Origin of the sequence: uncultured Boseongicola sp., assembly GCF_937988555.1 — a bacterium.
Taxonomy (GTDB): domain Bacteria; phylum Pseudomonadota; class Alphaproteobacteria; order Rhodobacterales; family Rhodobacteraceae; genus Boseongicola.
The window spans coordinates 1-17,626 of record NZ_CALJXO010000094.1; the positions used below are offsets into that span (position 1 = coordinate 1).

General features: G+C 58.0%; 20 protein-coding genes and 1 tRNA gene. 8 read left to right on the forward strand and 13 right to left on the reverse strand.

Annotation, left to right across the window (positions count from 1 at the left end; all coding sequences use genetic code 11):
• From Q1B15_RS05195 to Q1B15_RS05220, 6 genes are all read right to left on the reverse strand, one after another.
• Positions 1-212, reverse strand: a 212-nt coding sequence (locus Q1B15_RS05195; RefSeq protein WP_299751157.1) for an NAD(P)H-dependent oxidoreductase, incomplete at its 3' end; no start/stop codon positions are given.
• Between the two features lie 86 nt (positions 213-298).
• Complete coding sequence (locus Q1B15_RS05200) at positions 299-1,705, reverse strand: FAD-binding oxidoreductase (protein WP_299751160.1); 1,407 nt, start codon at positions 1,703-1,705, stop codon at positions 299-301.
• Positions 1,705-2,976: a cytosine deaminase gene (locus tag Q1B15_RS05205; RefSeq protein WP_299751163.1), complete on the reverse strand. Its 1,272-nt coding sequence runs from the start codon at positions 2,974-2,976 to the stop codon at positions 1,705-1,707. The genes Q1B15_RS05200 and Q1B15_RS05205 overlap by 1 nt, the downstream gene beginning before the upstream one ends.
• Positions 2,976-3,833, reverse strand: a complete 858-nt coding sequence (locus tag Q1B15_RS05210; protein ID WP_299751166.1) for an ABC transporter permease — start codon at positions 3,831-3,833, stop codon at positions 2,976-2,978. Before Q1B15_RS05210 ends, Q1B15_RS05205 begins: the two co-directional genes overlap by 1 nt.
• Positions 3,830-4,606, reverse strand: coding sequence for an ABC transporter ATP-binding protein (locus tag Q1B15_RS05215; RefSeq protein WP_299751168.1), 777 nt, complete (start codon positions 4,604-4,606; stop codon positions 3,830-3,832). Before Q1B15_RS05215 ends, Q1B15_RS05210 begins: the two co-directional genes overlap by 4 nt.
• A 70-nt stretch (positions 4,607-4,676) precedes the next feature.
• Positions 4,677-5,675 carry an ABC transporter substrate-binding protein gene (locus tag Q1B15_RS05220; RefSeq protein ID WP_299751171.1) on the reverse strand — a complete coding sequence of 333 codons (999 nt, stop codon included), beginning with the start codon at positions 5,673-5,675 and terminating at the stop codon, positions 4,677-4,679.
• A 201-nt stretch (positions 5,676-5,876) separates the two neighbouring features.
• Between Q1B15_RS05220 and Q1B15_RS05225 the strand changes: the two genes are divergently transcribed.
• The 3 genes from Q1B15_RS05225 (at position 5,877) to dacB (ending at position 8,579) form a co-directional block, all read left to right on the forward strand.
• Positions 5,877-6,269, forward strand: a complete 393-nt coding sequence (locus Q1B15_RS05225; protein WP_299751174.1) for a RidA family protein — start codon at positions 5,877-5,879, stop codon at positions 6,267-6,269.
• 138 nt (positions 6,270-6,407) lie between these two features.
• Positions 6,408-7,016, forward strand: coding sequence for a nicotinate-nucleotide adenylyltransferase (locus tag Q1B15_RS05230; protein ID WP_299751208.1), 609 nt, complete (start codon positions 6,408-6,410; stop codon positions 7,014-7,016).
• A 78-nt stretch (positions 7,017-7,094) separates the two neighbouring features.
• Entirely contained in the window at positions 7,095-8,579 is a 1,485-nt protein-coding gene (dacB, locus tag Q1B15_RS05235) for a D-alanyl-D-alanine carboxypeptidase/D-alanyl-D-alanine-endopeptidase (RefSeq protein WP_299751177.1), read from the forward strand.
• Here dacB and Q1B15_RS05240 read toward each other — a convergent pair.
• Positions 8,576-8,998 (reverse strand): tellurite resistance TerB family protein, encoded by a 423-nt coding sequence (locus tag Q1B15_RS05240; protein WP_299751180.1) that lies wholly within the window; start codon positions 8,996-8,998, stop codon positions 8,576-8,578. The genes dacB and Q1B15_RS05240 overlap by 4 nt on opposite strands.
• A gap of 113 nt (positions 8,999-9,111) precedes the next feature.
• Here Q1B15_RS05240 and Q1B15_RS05245 point away from each other — a divergent pair, with 113 nt between their 5' ends.
• On the forward strand, positions 9,112-10,689 hold the full coding sequence (locus Q1B15_RS05245; RefSeq protein WP_299751183.1) for a lysine--tRNA ligase: 1,578 nt from the start codon (positions 9,112-9,114) through the stop codon (positions 10,687-10,689).
• Positions 10,690-10,761: 72 nt separating this feature from the next.
• On the forward strand, positions 10,762-11,178 hold the full coding sequence (locus Q1B15_RS05250; protein ID WP_299751186.1) for a DUF4864 domain-containing protein: 417 nt from the start codon (positions 10,762-10,764) through the stop codon (positions 11,176-11,178).
• Between the two features lie 151 nt (positions 11,179-11,329).
• Here Q1B15_RS05250 and Q1B15_RS05255 read toward each other — a convergent pair whose 3' ends face one another.
• The 4 genes from Q1B15_RS05255 to Q1B15_RS05270 all read right to left on the reverse strand — a co-directional run bounded on the left by Q1B15_RS05255 (position 11,330) and on the right by Q1B15_RS05270 (position 13,096).
• On the reverse strand, positions 11,330-11,836 hold the full coding sequence (locus tag Q1B15_RS05255) for a pyridoxamine 5-phosphate oxidase (protein ID WP_366141678.1): 507 nt from the start codon (positions 11,834-11,836) through the stop codon (positions 11,330-11,332).
• A complete protein-coding gene (locus Q1B15_RS05260) occupies positions 11,802-12,194 on the reverse strand; it encodes a RidA family protein (protein ID WP_299751189.1) in 393 nt (130 codons plus the stop codon). The genes Q1B15_RS05255 and Q1B15_RS05260 overlap by 35 nt, the downstream gene beginning before the upstream one ends.
• 65 nt (positions 12,195-12,259) lie before the next feature.
• Positions 12,260-12,682, reverse strand: coding sequence for an excinuclease ABC subunit B (locus Q1B15_RS05265; RefSeq protein ID WP_299751191.1), 423 nt, complete (start codon positions 12,680-12,682; stop codon positions 12,260-12,262).
• Between the two features lie 30 nt (positions 12,683-12,712).
• Positions 12,713-13,096, reverse strand: coding sequence for a VOC family protein (locus Q1B15_RS05270; RefSeq protein WP_299751194.1), 384 nt, complete (start codon positions 13,094-13,096; stop codon positions 12,713-12,715).
• A 71-nt stretch (positions 13,097-13,167) separates the two neighbouring features.
• On the opposite strand from Q1B15_RS05270, the gene Q1B15_RS05275 reads away from it, so the two are divergent.
• Complete coding sequence (locus Q1B15_RS05275) at positions 13,168-13,536, forward strand: MmcQ/YjbR family DNA-binding protein (RefSeq protein ID WP_299751197.1); 369 nt, start codon at positions 13,168-13,170, stop codon at positions 13,534-13,536.
• 210 nt (positions 13,537-13,746) lie between these two features.
• Here the strand turns inward: Q1B15_RS05275 and uvrB are convergent, their stop codons facing one another.
• On the reverse strand, positions 13,747-15,927 hold the full coding sequence (uvrB, locus tag Q1B15_RS05280) for an excinuclease ABC subunit UvrB (RefSeq protein WP_299751200.1): 2,181 nt from the start codon (positions 15,925-15,927) through the stop codon (positions 13,747-13,749).
• Positions 15,928-16,260: 333 nt separating this feature from the next.
• Here uvrB and Q1B15_RS05285 point away from each other — a divergent pair, with 333 nt between their 5' ends.
• The gene (locus Q1B15_RS05285; RefSeq protein ID WP_299751203.1) at positions 16,261-16,572 is read left to right on the forward strand and encodes an ETC complex I subunit; all 312 of its coding nucleotides are present in this window, start codon (positions 16,261-16,263) and stop codon (positions 16,570-16,572) included.
• A 20-nt stretch (positions 16,573-16,592) separates the two neighbouring features.
• Here Q1B15_RS05285 and Q1B15_RS05290 read toward each other — a convergent pair whose 3' ends face one another.
• Positions 16,593-17,189: a TetR/AcrR family transcriptional regulator gene (locus Q1B15_RS05290; protein ID WP_299751205.1), complete on the reverse strand. Its 597-nt coding sequence runs from the start codon at positions 17,187-17,189 to the stop codon at positions 16,593-16,595.
• Between the two features lie 103 nt (positions 17,190-17,292).
• Between Q1B15_RS05290 and Q1B15_RS05295 the strand changes: the two genes are divergently transcribed.
• A tRNA-Arg gene (locus tag Q1B15_RS05295) sits at positions 17,293-17,369 on the forward strand.
• Positions 17,370-17,626 lie beyond the last annotated feature (257 nt).

A 17,626-nucleotide genomic window follows, 5' to 3' on the forward strand; every position in this document is an offset into this window, starting at 1 on the left:
ACGTAGTCTTTGACCGGTTCAATGTTGCTGGGTTCCTCGTGGTATCCGCGTCGGCCGGCGTCTGATAGGACCGGATCGAAGCCTTCCTTGTACAGGTCGCAATCGTCGACGTCCCAGCCGCGATCGGTCAGGGTTTGGACCACGTTTTGATGCAGCGCGGCGGCGAAACTGTCGTCGCAGGGGTGGGCGTAAAGAACGAGTGCGCGGGTCATTTCTGACCCTCAAAACGGTCAGAAATGAGACGTCGACAAGCCGTCGGTATTCCGTCGGTATTACGTCGGTGCATACGGTCGCGCCTTTAGGCTTCGGTTAAGGGTTGGAGTTTGGGATAGGCGTACATGTCGTCGAAGGAGAAATCCGGGTCATCCCACGCGATCATCTTACCAGGGTTCAGCAGGCCCTTTGGATCGGATTCCTTTTTGAAGGCAAGTTGGCGATCATCGACGGATTGCCGCCCGCCTTCTTCCAGCGTGTAGCGGTGCGGATTGAAGACCATGGCGCCTGCGTCTTCATGGATTTTCACGATCTCGTTTAGGCGCTCTTCGGTGGTGAATTTCACAAGGCTGAGGCCTGCGAAGATGACTTTGCCGTTTTCGCGTAAGGCCTCCAGGTGGTGCAGCACCTCGGGCGACAGCGCATCGCGCATTTGCTCGATCAATTCGATATGGTTTGGATAACCGAAACGCACCTGCAGGTAGGTCACAGAGGGATCAACCTTGAGAGCGCGCAGTGTCGTGTGGTTCCAGCCATATTCAAAGACCGGGCCGGGGCCGCGCTCCCAATTGTTGTCGTCGCTGCGGTAAATCACTGTTGCCTCGGGTCGGCGGCCTGTGAAGGTTTGGAAGCCATCCATTGACTGCGGCGCGACCATGAGGCCAACAAGGTTCGTGCCGGGGTCAACGTGGGGTTTCACCCGCTGGAAGTAGTCGTGGGCGACGGGAGCCTCGAAGATATTGGCCAGTTTGATGAGGATGCCGTCTTCTTTGGCGAGCTGTTCGGTGTAGTGAACAGCCTCCATGAAATTGTCGAAGGCGACGAACATTTCGACCCAGTCATAGGCCGGGGCCAGCGGCATTTCGACTTCGGTGATAATGCCGTTGGTGCCGTAGGCATGGGAAACGCGGGCGATTTCTTCGCCGCGGAATTCGACGACGCGGGGATCGGCCTCCATGGTGACGACGCGCAGGCGGATGATGTTGCCCAGGTCGCGCAAGCTTCCCCATGTGCAGGAGCCGACGCCGCCCGAGCCACCCGCGATGAAGCCACCGATGGTGGCGGTGGCCCATGTGGAGGAGAACATGCGGAGCTCCTGGCCGGAGTGGTCTTTGCAGGCGGCGTCGACGTCTTTGAGGAGCACGCCGGGTTCGCAAATGACGCGTCCGGGCTGAATTTCGCGAACCTTGTCCATGTGGCGCAAATGCATGACGCAGCCGCCTTCCAGTGGCATGGCCTGACCATAGTTTCCGGTGCCAGAGCCGCGCGTCGTGACGGGGACATCATGGGCATAGCAGGCCTTGAGAATCTCGATGACCTCGGCCTCGTTTCTGGGGCGCACGACGAAGTCGGCGGTGACATGGTCAAGGCGGTCTTTTAGGACCGGCGAATACCAGAAGAAGTCGCGGCTTGCCGCTTTGATGGCGCTGTCTTTTTCTTCGATGTCGAGATGGGCAAGGGCGGCCTTGGCGGCAGCGATACGGTCTTGCATCAGGTGGTCTCCATCAAGTGGTCAAGGTCTTTGTAATTGGGAAGCGTCGTGTCGATTTTCTGGCCCGCGCGCAGGACGATGCGGTCGGATTGGGGACGCGCGAACAGTTCGCTCCAGTCGCGGGCGTTGCAGATCACCAGATCGGCGGGCGCGCCGGGTGCGAGGGACGGTGTGTCGAGGCCCATAGCGGCGGCGGGGTTAGTGGTGAATGCGCGGGTCCAGTCGGCATCAGAGTGGTCGAGGTGGCCGATGCGGGTCGAATGGCGCATGACCTCGATCATGTCGAGATCACCGTAGGCGTAGAAGGGGTCGCGGGTGTTGTCGCTGGCAAAACTGACGTTGACGCCGCGGGCCTTCATTTCGTGGATAAGGGTGATGCCGCGCCCGCGCGGTGTGCGGTTTGCGTGACGGTCTTGAAGGTAGAGATTGCAGAGCGGCAGGCTGACAATGTTGATCCCTGCTTTGGCGACAAGGTCGATGGTGTCCATGGCACGGGCGTCGGATTGTGTTGACAGCGAGCAGCAATGGCCGATGGTGACGGGTTTGTCCCAGCCGGTTTCAAGCACGGTTTCGGCGATGGCGCGCAGGGTTTCGCTTTCGGGGTCCATGGTTTCGTCGCTGTGGAAGTCGACCTCGAGGCTGCGGTTTCCGGCGAGGATGAAGAAATCGGTGAGGCGTTGTTTCAGGTCTGCGACTGGATAGGTGACCATGCCGAGGGCCCCGCCGTTTGCGGCGACGATGTCGGCGGTTGCGGCATAGTCGGTTGCAATATTTTCAAAACTTTCGCAGCCGATGAGGCTGGCGGCCTGAAGGTCGATCTTGCCGGCCCATTTGGCGCGCATCTCTGCGAAGACCGGCCATGAGATGTCGTCTTGCGGCGGGATCGAGTCGAGGTGCGTTCGGATCGCTTTGGTGCCGTGGGCGTAGGCACATTTCAATGAAAATTCCATGCGGCCGGCGACGTCTGTGGCGGTCCAGTTCGCGGCGCGGTCGGTGCTGACAGTGGTGAGTGCGCCGTAAAATGTACCGTCTGGGTTCGCGGCGCGGGGCCAGATGTGGCCCTTATCGAGATGGGTGTGCATGTCGGTGAAACAGGGAAAAACCATGGCGCGGCCCATGTCGATCTGGATGCCGCCGGTGTCGGAAATGCGCCCGTTTTTGAGGTGGAGGTAGGTCGTGACGAGGTCTTCCGGGCGACCAATGAGGAAGCCCGGAACGGTGACGTTCATTAGCGTGACATTGCCGTCGGGTATACTGCGAAATGGGCCCATCAGTCGCGTTTCAATGCGCTTTCGTGCCACTTGCGCAGCATGAGGTGACTGATGGTCGAGGTGACGGCGAAGATGACGACGCCCATAGCTGAGATCAGGATCAGCGAGGCATAGAGGCGACCAAAGTTGAAGCGATAGGAGGCCTCGAGCAGCGTTGAGGCAAGGCCGAGGCCGGTGCCGGCGCGTCCAATGACGAATTCTGCAACCACCGCACCGATCAGGGCGAGGCCGCCCGCAATTTTGAGGCCACCGAGGAAGAACGGCAGGGCGGAGGGGGCTGCGAGGTAACGCAGGCGTTGCCAGCGGCTTGCGCCGTAGATGGTAAAAAGGTCCTGCAGGTTATGGTCGGCGGATTTCAGGCCGATGGTGGTGTTCGACAGAATAGGGAAGAACGCCACGATCCATGCGCACAGCAGGGCGGCGACGAAGGCACTGTCGACGTAGATTTGCAAAAGCGGGGCGACGGCGACGACGGGTGTCACCTGCAGGATCACCGCGTAGGGAAAGAACGACATTTCGGCCCAGCGGGACTGTGTAAAGGCGACGGCGAGGGTGACGCCTCCGAGGATGGCGAAGAGGAGGGCGAGGAGAGTAAGGCGCGAGGTCAGCACCATTGCGGGCCACAAGAGGTTCCAGTCGTTGACAATGGATTGTGCAACCAGGACAGGGCCGGGCAGGACGTAGTGCGGGATGTCGTTGATCGTGACGTAGAGGTGCCAGGCGAGGATTGTGAAAAACATCACGGCTGAGGGCAGCGTCCATTTGGCGATGCGGTTGATGCGGTCCTGGCGCGCACGCGCGGCTTCTTCTTCGTCGATCGCGGGGGCCGGGACAGGGCCGGTTTCGGTGAGGCTCATGCCGCTTCTCCTATCGCCTCGCGGAGCGCGTCCGAGGTGGCGCGGGTGTGGACGGCGTATTCGGCCGACGTGCGGAAATCTTCGTCACGTGGGTAGGGGGTGTCGACGTGTAATTCGTGGATGACGCGGCCCGGACGCGCGGCCATGACAACGATGCGATCGGATAGAAACACGCTTTCGAAGACCGAGTGGGTGACGAAGATCACCGTGCAGTCAATCGCGGCCTTCAGGGCCAGAAGATCCTTGTTCAGTTTGAAGCGGGTGATTTCATCCAGCGCTGCGAAGGGTTCGTCCATCAGGATAAGGCGCGGTTTGGTGACCATGGCGCGGGCAATGGAGACGCGCATCTTCATGCCGCCGGATAGCTCGCGTGGGTAGGCATTCTGGAATTTGTCGAGGCCGACGAGTTTCAGGGCTTCAAGGACTTCGTCGCGGACCTGATTGTACGGCACGCCTTTGAGGCGGAACGGGAGCCAGACGTTTTGGGCGACAGTTGCCCACGGCATCAGAGTTGGTTCCTGAAAGACGACGCCGAGGTCGTCGGCATTGCGCCCGCCGTCCCAGGCGATTTTGCCGCGCGTGGGGGGCAAGAGGCCCGAGATTAACCGGAGTGCGGTGGACTTGCCGCAGCCGGACGGTCCGAGAAGCGAGACGAAGTCACCTTCGTTCACGGCCAGGTTCATGTCTTTCAGGGCTACCACGTCACCATTGAACGTCTTTTCGACGTGACTCATAGTCAGCAGGGTTGGGCGCTGATCGATGGGTAAGGCCATTTGGCTACCTCGGGTGAAGAAAACGCCCGGCCGCTAGTGTCAGCGACCGGGCTTGTTGGTCTGATGTGGCTTACTTCAGGTCGAGCCCGACGCCCTTGCCGACGAATTGCGTCGTGTAGGTTGCCGAGTAGTCGAGACCTGCTTCAAGCACACCGGCTTCTACGAGTTTGTTGTAAAAGTCGGACACCTTGGTGTCGGTGATCACGCCGATACCCATGGTTTCTGTATCGCCCGAATCCACGATGCCCCATTCCTTCAATTTGGAAATGGCAAAGTCGATCTTGTCCTGGGTCATTTCAGGATTGGCCGTTTTGATCAGTTCCATCGCGGCGACATTGTCGCCGTAAAGGAAGTTATACCAGCCTTTGATCGATCCTTCGACGAAGCATTCGACCACTTCGGGGCTTTCGTCGATGGTTTTCTGCATGGTTTCGATCGTGGTTGCATAAGACGAGTATCCCGCGTCTGCGATCAAAAAGACACTGGGTGTGAAACCGCCTTCTTTTTCAACAAGGTAGGGCTCGGACGAAAGATAGCCCTGCATCGCGACTTCCTTGTTCGCAAGGAACGGTGCCGGGTTGAATGTGTAGGGCTGGCGCTGTTCTGCGGTGAAGCCATGGGCTGCGATCATCCACTGGTAGTAGGACTGGTAGCCGTTGTCGCCTATCAGCAGGGTCAGGTCTTTGAGATCCTCCCAGCTGCTTGCGCTTTCGGGATGGGCCACGATGACTTGCGGGTGTTTTTGGAAGATTGCAGCCACGTTCACCACGGGAATCTTTTCCTGTGCTGCACTAAATCCTTGCAGCAAATCGCCGCCCATGTGGAACTGGATGCGGTCGGCAAACATCAGCGCGCGGTTGTTCACCTGTGGGCCACCGGGCAGAATGGTGACGCTAAGGCCGCAGGCCTCGTAGGTGCCGTCAGCGACGGATTGGTAAAAGCCGCCGTGTTCTGCTTGGGCGACCCAGTTTGTGCCGAAAGAGACTTCGGTCAAGTGGCCACCGGCAAAGGCACTTGTGCCGGTCAGGGCAGCAGCAACTGCTCCGGCGATTTTCAATTTATTGGACATCCTCACCTCCAGGTTTTTGTCTTTAGTCATATGCGAGGAACCAGGCCGGGCTTCCAATTTGGATCGCCTCATTCGACAGCCCCCTCAGACCGCTTTGCACAATCATTACGCACCTATGTGCGATTCGCCCATGCTTCGGGCACTTAAAGTTCGGAAAGTTTATCCCTTGCACTGGTCCAAAACCCATTGCACCGTCTGCGCATGAAGACACTTGTGCCAGATACGATTGCGCCGCCCTTCGCGCGCTATGCCCATGGGGTCGAGGTGCCTGCGGGGTGTCGCCTGGTATTTACCTCGGGGCAGCTGGGTTTGGCGCGGGACGGTACTGTGCCCGACGCTGTGCGGGCGCAGGCAGATATTTGTCTCAGCAATATAGATGCAATTCTTGCCGAGGCCGGGGCCGGGCGGGACGATGTGGTGCGGATTAGCGCGTTTGTGACGGATCGCGCGTTTATGGCCGCCTATATGGCGGCGCGGGATGCGTGGCTTGCGGATGTCGTGCGTTTGCCCGCATCGACGTTGATGATCGTGAGCGGGTTCACACGGGCAGAATTCAAGGTGGAGATAGAAGTTATCGCGGCGGTTAGGCCTTAGCGGGTTTTTACGGCGCAATCGCCGGGAATTGACAAAATGACTTTGGGTGGCCAAGGGTCGGTGATATGAGGCAAATGCTTGAAATCACTGGAACGATTGCAGCCGGGGCAGGGCCGTTTATGGCTGGTCGGGTGCGGCATGGCTGAGGGCTGGCCCGTTGCGGATGCCGGTCGCCGCATCGGCTTGTTGGGTGGGTCGTTTGATCCGCCGCACGCCGGGCATGTACATATTTCGCGCGAGGCGCTGAAGCGATTTCAGCTTGATGAGGTCTGGTGGCTGGTGTCTCCGGGCAATCCTTTGAAGACACGCGGACCGGCGCCTTTGGGCGAGCGGTTGGCCTTGGCACGTCAGATCATGCAGCATCCGCGTGTGCGGATCACGGACCTTGAGGCGCGGATGGGTACACGGTTTACGGCGGCGACGCTGGACGGCTTGTTACAGCGGTATCAAGGTGTGGATTTCGTCTGGTTGATGGGTGCGGACAATCTGGCGGGGTTTCACCGCTGGGACCGGTGGCGGGAGATTTTCGAGACGGTACCAATCGGTGTTCTGGCGCGGCCTGGGGACCGGATTTCGGCGCGGATGTCACCTGCTGCGCGGCAGTTCCGCTCGGCAAAGCTGAGATCGCGGGAGGCGGGTATTTTGGCGGGTTGCGAGGCGCCGGCTTGGTGCTTTGTGAATGTGCCAATGATGCCGATCAGTTCGACGGCGCTTCGGGCTGACAACGTCAAATTTACGAAAAAGTGAATGTTCGGGGCCACAAAAATGACATGTGAGCCGAGGAAAACCTTGCCTGACTGACCAAGCCGCCGGATAACACGTCTTATGACGAGCACCCCCTCTCGCCGCGCCATTTTGACTGGACTTGCAGCTACCGCCGGGCATGCCGCTTTGGCAGAGGCCCCGTTGTCGACCATGCGTCCGCCGCCCCGTGGAGTGGCGACGCCCCGCGATGGGCGGACGAATGAACTGGTGGCGAAATCGGGTGTTGTGGGTGCAGTTACCTTCGCTGTGGCCGATGCGCAAACCGGTGAAATCCTGGATATGCGCCAGCAGGGACGACCGATGCCGCCTGCAAGCACATTGAAAGCCGTGACCTCGCTTTATGCGCTTGACCGTCTGGGCGCGGATTTTCGTTTTGAAACAAGGGTTTTTGCGGACGGTGAGATCGTTGATGGTGAGTTGAAGGGAGACCTTTGCCTTGTCGGCGGAGGCGATCCGACGTTGACGAGTGATGCGCTTGCGGACCTGTCGAAGGTGGTGGCTGAAGCCGGTATTTCGCGGATATCGGGGCGGTTTCTGGTTTGGGCTGACGCGCTGCCGCGGGCAGATCGGATTGATGCGGATCAGCCCGAAGTGGTGGCGTATAATCCGTCCTACGGGGGGCTGAACCTTAATTTCAACCGGGTTCACTTTGAGTGGATTCCGGAAGGCGAGAAGATCAACATTACGATGCAGGCGCGATCGCTACGATACTCGCCTGAAACGAACGTGGCGCGGATGCAAATGGTGGATCGGTCCTCGCCGGTGTACGAATACCGCAAGGGCATGACGGCTGATTATTGGAGCGTTGCGCGAGGATCGCTTGGAAAGAAGGCGGGCGCGCGGTGGCTGCCTGTGCGCTTTCCAGCCCTCTATGCAGGGGATGCATTTCGATCGGTGGCGCGACTGAATGGGCTGAAACTGCCCTTTCCGCAGGTGTCGCAGACCGCGCCGGTTGGCAGGGTTGTCGGTGCGGCCCCAAGCGATGCGTTGGATCAAATCCTGACGGGGATGATGCGGTATTCGACGAATATCACGGCGGAAGCTGTTGGGATGACGTCGAGCCTTGTGAATGACGTGCCGCTTGGGAACTTGGTCGGATCAGGTTCGCGCATGGCGGGGTGGGCCGAAACACAGTTTGGCACGCGGCGCATGACGTTTCGTGACCATTCCGGGCTTGGGTACGATTCCGAGATCAGCGCGCGTGATATGTTGGAAATTCTGCGGCAAGGCGAGGGCGTTGAGCCGTTGATGAAGTCGCTCTCGGTTCCTGATCCCAATCGCACAGACGGCAAGCCCATGGCGGGTGTGTCGGCGGTCGCCAAGACGGGGACGCTTAACTTTGTCAGTGCGCTGGTTGGGTACATGTATACCAAAAGCGGTCGCCGCTTGGTGTTTGCGATTCTGACGGCAGACAAACAGCGACGGGACTCGATCCCGACGGAGCAACGCGAGCGACCACCTGGATCAAGGACTTGGGCGAACCGCTCGCGGCGCCTGCAAAAACGACTTTTGTCGGAGTGGGCACGCCAGTTCGAGAGGTCCTAGACGACCATGTGGCGCGCGCGCGCGCCGCGTTCGATGGCGGCCGCGCTGAGACGGTCGATATTCAGCTCATGACGCATATCTTCAAGCATCTGAAGTTCGCTTTCGAGCACTTTTCCGTCCGCCACAGCCACATCGCAGGCCATCGCATAGGCGGTTTCGAACAATCGCTCGGGCAACGTGGCGCGCACGCCCTCCCAGAGAATGTCGAGCCCGTCTTCTTCGGCGAAGAGGTCGAGAACACCGTTCGAGATGTCTTTCAGACGCGCGATGTCAAAGTCGGCGAAAGCGGGCAAGTGATTGATAATACGCTCGATCGTGACGAGTTCCGACGTGCGGATGGTTTCGTCAGAGGCTGAGATCGTGATCATGATCGCCACCAGCGTATCGGCCGGTGTGTAGTCATTGGGGAGCAAAGACAAAGCGCATTCCTTTTTCGGATTTCCCTTTGATTTTATTGACGACATACCCGGCCCGCAATAGGTAGCGAGCCTTGCGTGACGGTATCGTGCGCAATCAGTGAAGGAAATGTGAGATGACCGCTTTAATAGATGCAGCAATGACCTCTAAGGCCTGGCCCTTTGAAGAGGCGCGGCGCATTTTGAAACGGTATGAAAAAGTGCCTCCTGAGAAGGGTTATGTGCTGTTTGAAACGGGCTATGGTCCGTCCGGTTTGCCGCATATCGGGACATTTGGCGAAGTGCTGCGCACGACAATGGTGCGGCGTGCATTTGAGGTAATGTCAGATATTCCAACGAAGCTTATCTGTTTTTCGGACGATATGGACGGGTTACGCAAAGTGCCGGACAACGTGCCGAGCCCCGAGATGCTGCGCGAGCATTTGCAGCGGCCTTTGACGCGCGTTCCAGATCCGTTCGGTGAGTACGACAGCTTTGGTCATTACAACAATGCGATGTTGCGGCGATTCCTGGACACGTTCGGGTTTGACTACGAATTCTATTCGGCGACAGAATTTTATGCCTCGGGGCGCTTTGACGAAACTCTTTTGCTGGCGTGCGAGCGTTACGATGATCTGATGGCCGTGATGTTGAAAAGCCTGCGCGAAGAACGCCAGCAGACCTATTCGATTTTCCTGCCGATCAGCCCGACGACGGGCCGGGTTTTGTATGTTCCAATGAAAGAGGTGAATGCCAAGGACGGCACTGTCACCTTTGATGACGAGGACGGCACGGAGACGACGCTTCCGGTGACAGGCGGGAATGTAAAGTTTCAGTGGAAGCCGGATTTTGGCGCGCGCTGGGCGGCTTTGGGTGTGGATTTCGAGCCCTACGGTAAGGAGCACGCGCCGAACACGCCTATTTATTCCAACATCTGTCGGGTGCTTGGGGGCCGTGCGCCCGAGGTGTTCACCTATGAATTGTTCCTTGATGAGATTGGCCAAAAGATTTCGAAGTCGATGGGCAATGGCATTTCGATTGACGAATGGCTGACCTATGCCTCGACCGAAAGCCTGTCGTATTTCATGTATCAAAAGCCGAAGACGGCGAAGCGGTTATTTTTCGATGTGATCCCGAAAGCGGTGGACGAGTATCACCAGCAGCTTCGGGCCTACGTTGATCAAGACGAAAAGGCGCGGCTGGCCAATCCGGTGTTCCATATTCATCAGGGCGAAGTGCCGGTGTCGAATATGGTTGTGCCGTTTGCGATGTTGTTGAATTTGGCGTCGGTTTCAGGTGCCAAGGACAAGGAAACGCTTTGGGGTTTTATTGGCCGCTATGCGCCGGATGCAACGCCTGAGACGCACCCGGATATGGATGAGGCTGCGGGGCACGCGGTGCGATATTTTAACGATTTTGTGCGCCCGACGCGCGAGTTTCGTGCGCCAAGTGAAATGGAGCGTGCAGCGCTTGAGGACTTGCGTGATCGGCTTGCCGATTGGGATGGTGGAGCGGATCCGGAAGAGTTGCAGTCGATGGTGTTTGCCGTCGGAAAACAGCATGGGTTCGAGCCGCTGCGCGATTGGTTCAAGGCGCTTTACGAGGTGCTTTTGGGCGCGTCGCAGGGGCCTCGGTTTGGCGGGTTTATTGCGCTGTACGGGGTGCCGGAGACGATTACCCTGATGGATCGTGCGTTGGCGGGCGAGCTGTCCTAAGGCGATTTTTTGAACCAAACTCGCCTGACCCGCGTATCTTTTAAAAGAGAAGCAGCGGAAAAGGAGAGCGACATGCGTCGATTTGTATTCGGAATTATGCTTTGGATCGGATGGTCTGGGTTGCTCTTTGCCGCTGATGTTTTGCCAGCGGAACCGGCCATCGAAGGTACAATCCAAGATCAGATCGAGGCTTTTCAGGCGGATGATTTCGCTGAGGCGTTCACCTTTGCATCGCCGAACATTCAGATGCTATTTCGCGACGCCGACAATTTCGGAACAATGGTCAAGAACGGCTATCCGATGGTCTGGCGCCCGGATGAGTTTCGGTTTTTGGAATTGCGCGAGGTTGCTGGCAACCTGTGGCAGAAGGTACTGGTGCGAGATGCCGCTGGCACCGTCCACATTCTTGATTATCAGATGATCCAAACGACCGAGGGCTGGCGCATCAATGGCGTGCAGCTTTTGCGCACGCCGGATGTAGGTGCATGAGCCTTTCAGCAAACGCATGGTTTATGCTGGTTTAAGCCACTCCCGCTAAATCCATTTTCCGACGCCTGAATGATCACGGGCTAATCACGACAGCAGTTTCGCCGTCTCTTCGTGGTGGAGGGTCTCTTTTTGGCGCTGTTTTCGATGGCCTTCATAATAGTAAATCATCGCGGGACAGGCGAAACGCTTTGCCAAAACCGCCATTCAGGTGAGCGTCATAGGGGGTAAGACGTGCAAAATGGAAGTCGGTGAAGCCGATGTAGATTTTTGCCTTGGGCTGAAGCGACAGATAGCGGTCTATACGGGCTTGGGTTTTTTGGACAAATTGGGCGTCTACTTGCAGCGTCAGTCGGGGATGCGTCAGTGGATCGCCGCGGGGTCCGGGTTCTCCGACAAGCAGCGAGGCTTTGGGCGCCTTTCTTAAGGCTTTTGTGTGGGTGGATAAATCCGACACCAATGTGATGGGGCAGCCATCTGTATCGGTTGTGATGGCAATCCGGGTAACCATTGGTGCGCTGTCCCAGATGACACCGAGGGCGCCGAAGGTGGCGTCATTGATCAGATCGCGCGCAAGGGCGCGAGCATCGTCGTCGGTGGGGCGGACTGGATCCTGAGCCATGATGTCAGGGTCTGCGCGCGATGCAGTCGATTTCGACAAGTGCGCCGACCGCCAAAGCCGTGACGCCCACGGTGGTTCGGGCCGGACGTCGCTCGGCGGGGAAGTAGCTTTGGTAACATTCGTTAAAGTCGGCGTAGTCGCGTTCGAATTCGGTCAAAAAGCACCGGCATTGGACGACATGTCTGAGCTCGAGGTCCAGTTCCGAAAGGATCGGCGCGAGATTGTTCATCACGCGGGCGGTCTGCGCAATGACGCCTTCGGGGAGCGGCGCGTCCGGGGCGTTGGGGTCGGTTGGCATTTGTCCGCTCAGAATGACCCAGCCATCGGTTTCAACGGCGTGGCTGAAGGGGGCTACTGGGCGTGGTCCGCTTGCAAAAAGGTGGAATTCAGGGGGCATGACGACGTCCTTGGCGGTTTGTGCAGATCATCGCACGCAAGGCGCTGGACTGTCGACGGTGATTGTCAGGCGATGGGTGCGGCGATGCAGGCGCGGAACCGCTGAATTTCGGGGGCCGCGTCGTTCAGCGGGAAGGGTATCGCGGTGTCCCCAAGCAGTACAGTGGCCGTAGCGTTGAATTCTAATCCATTCAAGACATTGCCGAAGCCTTGGTCGCGGACGGTTACGGTTGGGCCGTCAACCATCTGGCGGTCGGTTGTAATAGTCAGCGCGCGGGGGCCGTCGAACCGTATGCCAAAGATGGGGGCATCGGGCCATTGGGTATTTGCGGTGACCGCGATGGCGTAGGGGTCGGGCAGGCGGGGGTCGTAGGAGAGCGTCAGCGCCCCGTCTGCGGTTTCATGGGAAACGGTACAGACCGGGGAAGCGGTGAACTCCCACGCGGTGGCGGGAGTCGCGAGGAGGGCGAGGGCGATGAGTGTGCGCATGTGGGGGATATAGCCCGGTCTTTGTGCGTGTCAGCTTTCCATTTCCGCTGTATCGAAATCAATGTGGATGTGGTTGCCGTCGGGATCAAAAAAATTGACTTGTACGATGGGCATTCCAGGGACGACGGCCAGGCGGTGATCGATGGTGTGCGCATCGAGAAGTGCGCGGAAATCGGCGAGGCCTGTGGCGCTGAAGGCGAAGTGTTCGAGGCTCAGGTTGAGTCCGGCTGCAACACTGCCGTCGACGCCGACGAGGTGGATGTAGGGGTGATCCCCAAGATAAAGCCATGCGCCCGGAAAGCCGAAATCGGGGCGTTTGCCGGGGTGGAGATCAAGGATGGCGCCGTAAAAGGTGATCATCTCGTCGAGTTGCGCAGTGCGGACGTTGACGTGGTCGAAGGCGAGGACGGGCATTGGCGGGCCTTTGGATTTGGATTTGCCAAGCGTCTCGCAGTAGGATCAGGAATGCAAGCCTTGGAGGCGGGATGACGCGCGAAGAATTCAACGAGTTTTGCGGTGGGCTGAAGGCGACTAGCCATGTTGTTCAGTGGGGCAATGCGGATGTGTGGAAGGTTGGTGGGAAGGTTATCGCGCTGTGTGGGTGGTACGAGGGGAATTCGGCGTTCACGCTTAAGGTGGGGGATATCGCCTGGGAGGTTTTGCGGGACGCGCCGGGAATACGGCCTGCGCCTTATCTTGCGTCGCGGGGGATGAAGTGGGTGCAAGTATACGAGGTGGGGGCGTTGAGTGAGGCGTCTTTGCGGGATCATATCGTGGCGAGCTATGAGATGGCGGTGGCGAGGTTGACGAAGAAGGTTAGGGCGGAGTTGGGAGTGAGTACTGGTTCAGACTGAAAGCCCGCTGTGGGGTCCAGGAAACGCTTCAATGAACGCACGCAAAAAGCGTCATGTTTGAGGAGCGCTTCAATGCGTGACCAAATCTGAAACCCGGCGGGTCGGGCCAGATACAGAGGTTCGTATACTCCCAGTTCAGGACTCTCCCCTTTGGGCAATGGCCTCTCAATGTCGGTGCCGTGCGTAAACGCTACAGACAGATCAGGTAGCTTACCTGCCCCGCCGCTTCACATTCCCCCCCTTTTGGCCGGCCTTTCCGGCTGTGCTCCGGCCCTTGCCTTTCGCGTTGTCTCTCACGGCCTGATCCACCGCTGACTGTCGCGCCAGGGGGTCGTCGGCTATCGTAAGTTGTACAGTTTCGAGCCGTTTGACTTCGTCTCGCAGACGCGCCGCCTCTTCGAACTCGAGGTTCTCGGCGGCTTTGCGCATGTCGGTGCGTAAGCCCTCCAAGACAGCCTGCAAATTTGCGCCGACAAGCGGTTTGTCGATCTTGGCCGTAACGCGGTTCATGTCGACGTCGCCCTTGTAGAAACCGGCCATCACGTCGTCGACGTTCTTTTTGATCGTCGCGGGTGTGATGCCGTGTTTTTCGTTGTAGGCGATCTGCTTGGCGCGGCGGCGGTCGGTTTCACCCAGCGCGCGCTCCATCGAGCCGGTGACGCGGTCGGCGTACATGATAACGCGGCCTTTTTCGTTGCGTGCGGCGCGACCGATGGTCTGGATGAGGGAAGTTTCCGAGCGCAGGAAGCCTTCCTTGTCGGCGTCGAGGATTGCGACAAGGCCGCATTCGGGGATGTCGAGGCCTTCGCGCAAAAGGTTGATGCCGATCAGGACGTCGAACGCTCCGAGACGGAGATCACGGAGGATCTCGATGCGTTCCAGCGTATCGATGTCGGAGTGCATGTAGCGGACTTTGATGCCCTGTTCGTGCATGTATTCGGTGAGGTCCTCGGCCATGCGTTTGGTGAGCGTGGTCACAAGCGTTCGGAAGCCGTCTTGGGTGACTTTGCGGACCTCGTCGAGAAGATCGTCGACCTGCATTTCCACCGGGCGAATTTCGATCATCGGGTCGATGAGCCCTGTGGGGCGGATGACCTGTTCGGTAAAGACGCCGCCGGCCTGCTCAAGTTCCCACGCGGATGGTGTGGCTGAAACGAAGATCGATTGTGGGCGCATGGCGTCCCATTCCTCGAATTTGAGGGGACGATTGTCCATGCAGGACGGCAGGCGGAACCCGTGTTCTGCTAGCGTGAATTTGCGCCGGTAGTCGCCTTTGTACATGCCGCCGATTTGCGGGACCGAGACGTGACTTTCGTCGGCGAAGACGATGGCGTTGTCGGGGATGAATTCAAACAGCGTGGGGGGCGGTTCGCCGGGCGCGCGTCCTGTGAGGTAGCGTGAGTAGTTTTCGATGCCGTTGCAGTGGCCTGTGGCTTCGAGCATTTCGACGTCGAAGTTACAGCGCTGTTCCAGGCGTTGCGCTTCGAGCAGTTTGCCTTCGTCGACGAGTTGGGCGAGGCGCATTTTCAGTTCGGATTTGATGCTTTCAATGGCCTGCTTCAGCGTTGGTTTGGGCGTGACATAGTGGGAGTTGGCGTAGATGCGCACCTTTTCCATCGCACCGGTCTTTTCGCCGGTGAGACTGTCAAATTCGACAATGCTTTCGAGTTCCTCGCCGAAAAAGGACAGACGCCATGCGCGGCTATCGAGGTGGGCGGGCCAGATTTCCAAAGAGTCGCCGCGCACGCGGAAGGTGCCGCGCTGAAAGGCCTGATCGTTGCGTTTGTATTGTTGTGCGATGAGGTCGGCCATGACTTTTCGCTGATTGTATTCGTGGCCCGTGATGAGCTCCTGGGTCATTGCGCCATAGGTTTCGACCGAGCCGATGCCATAAATGCAGGACACAGACGCCACGATGATCACGTCGTCGCGTTCAAGGAGGGCGCGTGTGGCCGAGTGGCGCATCCGGTCGATCTGGTCGTTAATTTGGCTTTCTTTTTCGATGTAGGTGTCGGATCGGGCGACATAGGCTTCGGGTTGGTAATAATCGTAAAAGCTGACGAAATATTCCACAGCGTTGTCGGGGAAGAAGCCTTTGAATTCTCCATAAAGCTGTGCGGCCAGTGTTTTGTTGGGCGCAAGAATGATCGCTGGACGTTGAGTTTCCTCGATGACTTTCGCCATGGTGTAGGTCTTGCCGGTGCCGGTTGCGCCGAGCAGGACCTGGTTTTGCTCACCTTCGTTAATGCCCCCGGAAAGCTCGACAATGGCCGTCGGCTGGTCACCCGCGGGCTTGAAATCTGTGTGCATCACCAAAGCGCGGCCGCCCTCGAGTTTCTCGCGGGCAGGGGTGCCTGAGGCACTGGAATGAAGAGCAGGTTCGGCGGACATCGGTGATTCCTTTCGGTCCATCAGATTTGATCTTCTTTTGTTCCGGTTCAAGGCGTTGTTTGCCGTAACTGGGACGCTGCTGACAATTTGAAGAGAATTGATGCTAAAAATGCGCTAAGTGGAAACGCAAGCTAAGGAGGAAATAAAAATTATGACTCACGCATATCGTGTATAGTGATTGCATGAAGCGGCTGAGCGAGTTGCCGCCCCCGCGCGCGAATTACCCATCTCTCGTTCCCAGTGCTCCGATTGGCACTCATCTGAGGCGTCTTCTGCCCTTGCGCCACCAGCCCTTTTTGAGCGATAGATCATTTAGCGAAAAGGGAACTTGTTATGACAGCGCGCATCTTCAAACCTGCGAAATCGGCTATGTCCTCGGGGCAAGCGAAAAGCCGCGAATGGGTGCTGGAATATGTCAACGACACGGGCCGCGAAGTTGATCCGCTGATGGGCTGGACGTCTTCCGACGATACCCAAGCCCAAGTTCGGATGCGGTTTGCGACAAAGGAAGCCGCGCTGGATTATGCAAAGGATCACGGCATTGAGGCCGTAGTCGCTGACCCCAAGCCCCGAAAACCGAATGTGCGTGCCGGTGGCTATGGAGAGAATTTTGCAACCAACCGCCGGGGGGCCTGGACTCACTAAACGGCGCTGACCGACGAAGTTCAAGTCGCGGTTACACGGTGCAAGAGAAATTCGATCATACCCTCAAGGCGCTCGCGCGGGACTGCTGAAATGCGGTTTTCGAGGCCGAGCAGCACTATTCCATGAACCGACGAGAACAGCGCCCGGGTCATCAGGTCTATTTCGCCGGGTGCCGGGTCGGGGTGCAACTCGGATAATGGCCCGGCAATGATGGCAAAGAGGCGACCGAGTTCTTCGAGATACCACGCAGGCACGTCGCGATCCGATGACATTTCGACGTCAAAAAGCGCACGCCAGAGATTCGGGTTTGCGATTGCAAACTCGAGGTAAGCGACGGCCATTGCGACGAGACGTTCGGTGGGCGTGGTGTCAGCAACCTTGGCGACGGCATCAGAAACGTGGGTGCCAAGGCGGCGAAACGTGCGTCCGTTTACCGCCAGCGTCAGCCCAGTCATGTCATCAAATACGTTGTAGATCGCACCGACCGCGCATCCGGCTTCCGTTGCCAAAGTGCGGGCGCGCAAAGAGGCCAGCCCATCAGCGCGAACATGCGCCTCGGCAAGTTCGGTGAGTGTCGTGCGCAGAGCCTCGCGCCGCTTGGTTGTGTCATGAGCCATAAAAAACCTCCCACCTGAACGCCGTTCAATGTCCTAACGCGCCCGAGTTTTCTGCGCAACAGACTTGCCAATATCGAAACGGGAAGCCAATAACACCTTTAGCGGTCCCATAGCTCAACTGGATAGAGCAGCTGACTTCTAATCAGCAGGTTCGGGGTTCGAGTCCTCGTGGGATCGCCAATTAAATCAATATGTTAAAGTGATATTCTAATAGGCTTTCTCCAAGAACTTGCCTTTGGGGAACAGAATTCCTCAAAAAAAATGCAAAATGTTCTTATGCGTCTCAAACCATCTTCATTCGCAGTTTGCGTGCGAGAAATCATAGGGTAGGCAGCCGCCCCTAGGCAGCACACCCATTAATTTCTTTTCTTTAGCATAGACTTGTGATTCAATTTCCGGAAAATAACGGCGTGAGTGGGACATGGCACGATCAGACA

Coding starts and splice junctions, on each gene's coding strand:
- Q1B15_RS05205 (WP_299751163.1), bottom strand. CDS start 2,976: ATGGGCCCATTTCGCAGTATACCCGACGGCAATGTCACGCTAATGAAC.
- Q1B15_RS05225 (WP_299751174.1), top strand. CDS start 5,877: ATGAAGACACTTGTGCCAGATACGATTGCGCCGCCCTTCGCGCGCTAT.
- Q1B15_RS05270 (WP_299751194.1), bottom strand. CDS start 13,096: ATGCCCGTCCTCGCCTTCGACCACGTCAACGTCCGCACTGCGCAACTC.
- Q1B15_RS05285 (WP_299751203.1), top strand. CDS start 16,261: ATGACAGCGCGCATCTTCAAACCTGCGAAATCGGCTATGTCCTCGGGG.
- Q1B15_RS05260 (WP_299751189.1), bottom strand. CDS start 12,194: ATGCCCCCTGAATTCCACCTTTTTGCAAGCGGACCACGCCCAGTAGCC.
- Q1B15_RS05290 (WP_299751205.1), bottom strand. CDS start 17,189: ATGGCTCATGACACAACCAAGCGGCGCGAGGCTCTGCGCACGACACTC.
- Q1B15_RS05210 (WP_299751166.1), bottom strand. CDS start 3,833: ATGAGCCTCACCGAAACCGGCCCTGTCCCGGCCCCCGCGATCGACGAA.
- Q1B15_RS05230 (WP_299751208.1), top strand. CDS start 6,408: ATGGCTGAGGGCTGGCCCGTTGCGGATGCCGGTCGCCGCATCGGCTTG.
- Q1B15_RS05275 (WP_299751197.1), top strand. CDS start 13,168: ATGACGCGCGAAGAATTCAACGAGTTTTGCGGTGGGCTGAAGGCGACT.
- uvrB (WP_299751200.1), bottom strand. CDS start 15,927: ATGTCCGCCGAACCTGCTCTTCATTCCAGTGCCTCAGGCACCCCTGCC.
- Q1B15_RS05200 (WP_299751160.1), bottom strand. CDS start 1,705: ATGCAAGACCGTATCGCTGCCGCCAAGGCCGCCCTTGCCCATCTCGAC.
- Q1B15_RS05215 (WP_299751168.1), bottom strand. CDS start 4,606: ATGGCCTTACCCATCGATCAGCGCCCAACCCTGCTGACTATGAGTCAC.
- Q1B15_RS05220 (WP_299751171.1), bottom strand. CDS start 5,675: ATGTCCAATAAATTGAAAATCGCCGGAGCAGTTGCTGCTGCCCTGACC.
- Q1B15_RS05250 (WP_299751186.1), top strand. CDS start 10,762: ATGCGTCGATTTGTATTCGGAATTATGCTTTGGATCGGATGGTCTGGG.
- dacB (WP_299751177.1), top strand. CDS start 7,095: ATGACGAGCACCCCCTCTCGCCGCGCCATTTTGACTGGACTTGCAGCT.
- Q1B15_RS05245 (WP_299751183.1), top strand. CDS start 9,112: ATGACCGCTTTAATAGATGCAGCAATGACCTCTAAGGCCTGGCCCTTT.
- Q1B15_RS05265 (WP_299751191.1), bottom strand. CDS start 12,682: ATGCGCACACTCATCGCCCTCGCCCTCCTCGCGACTCCCGCCACCGCG.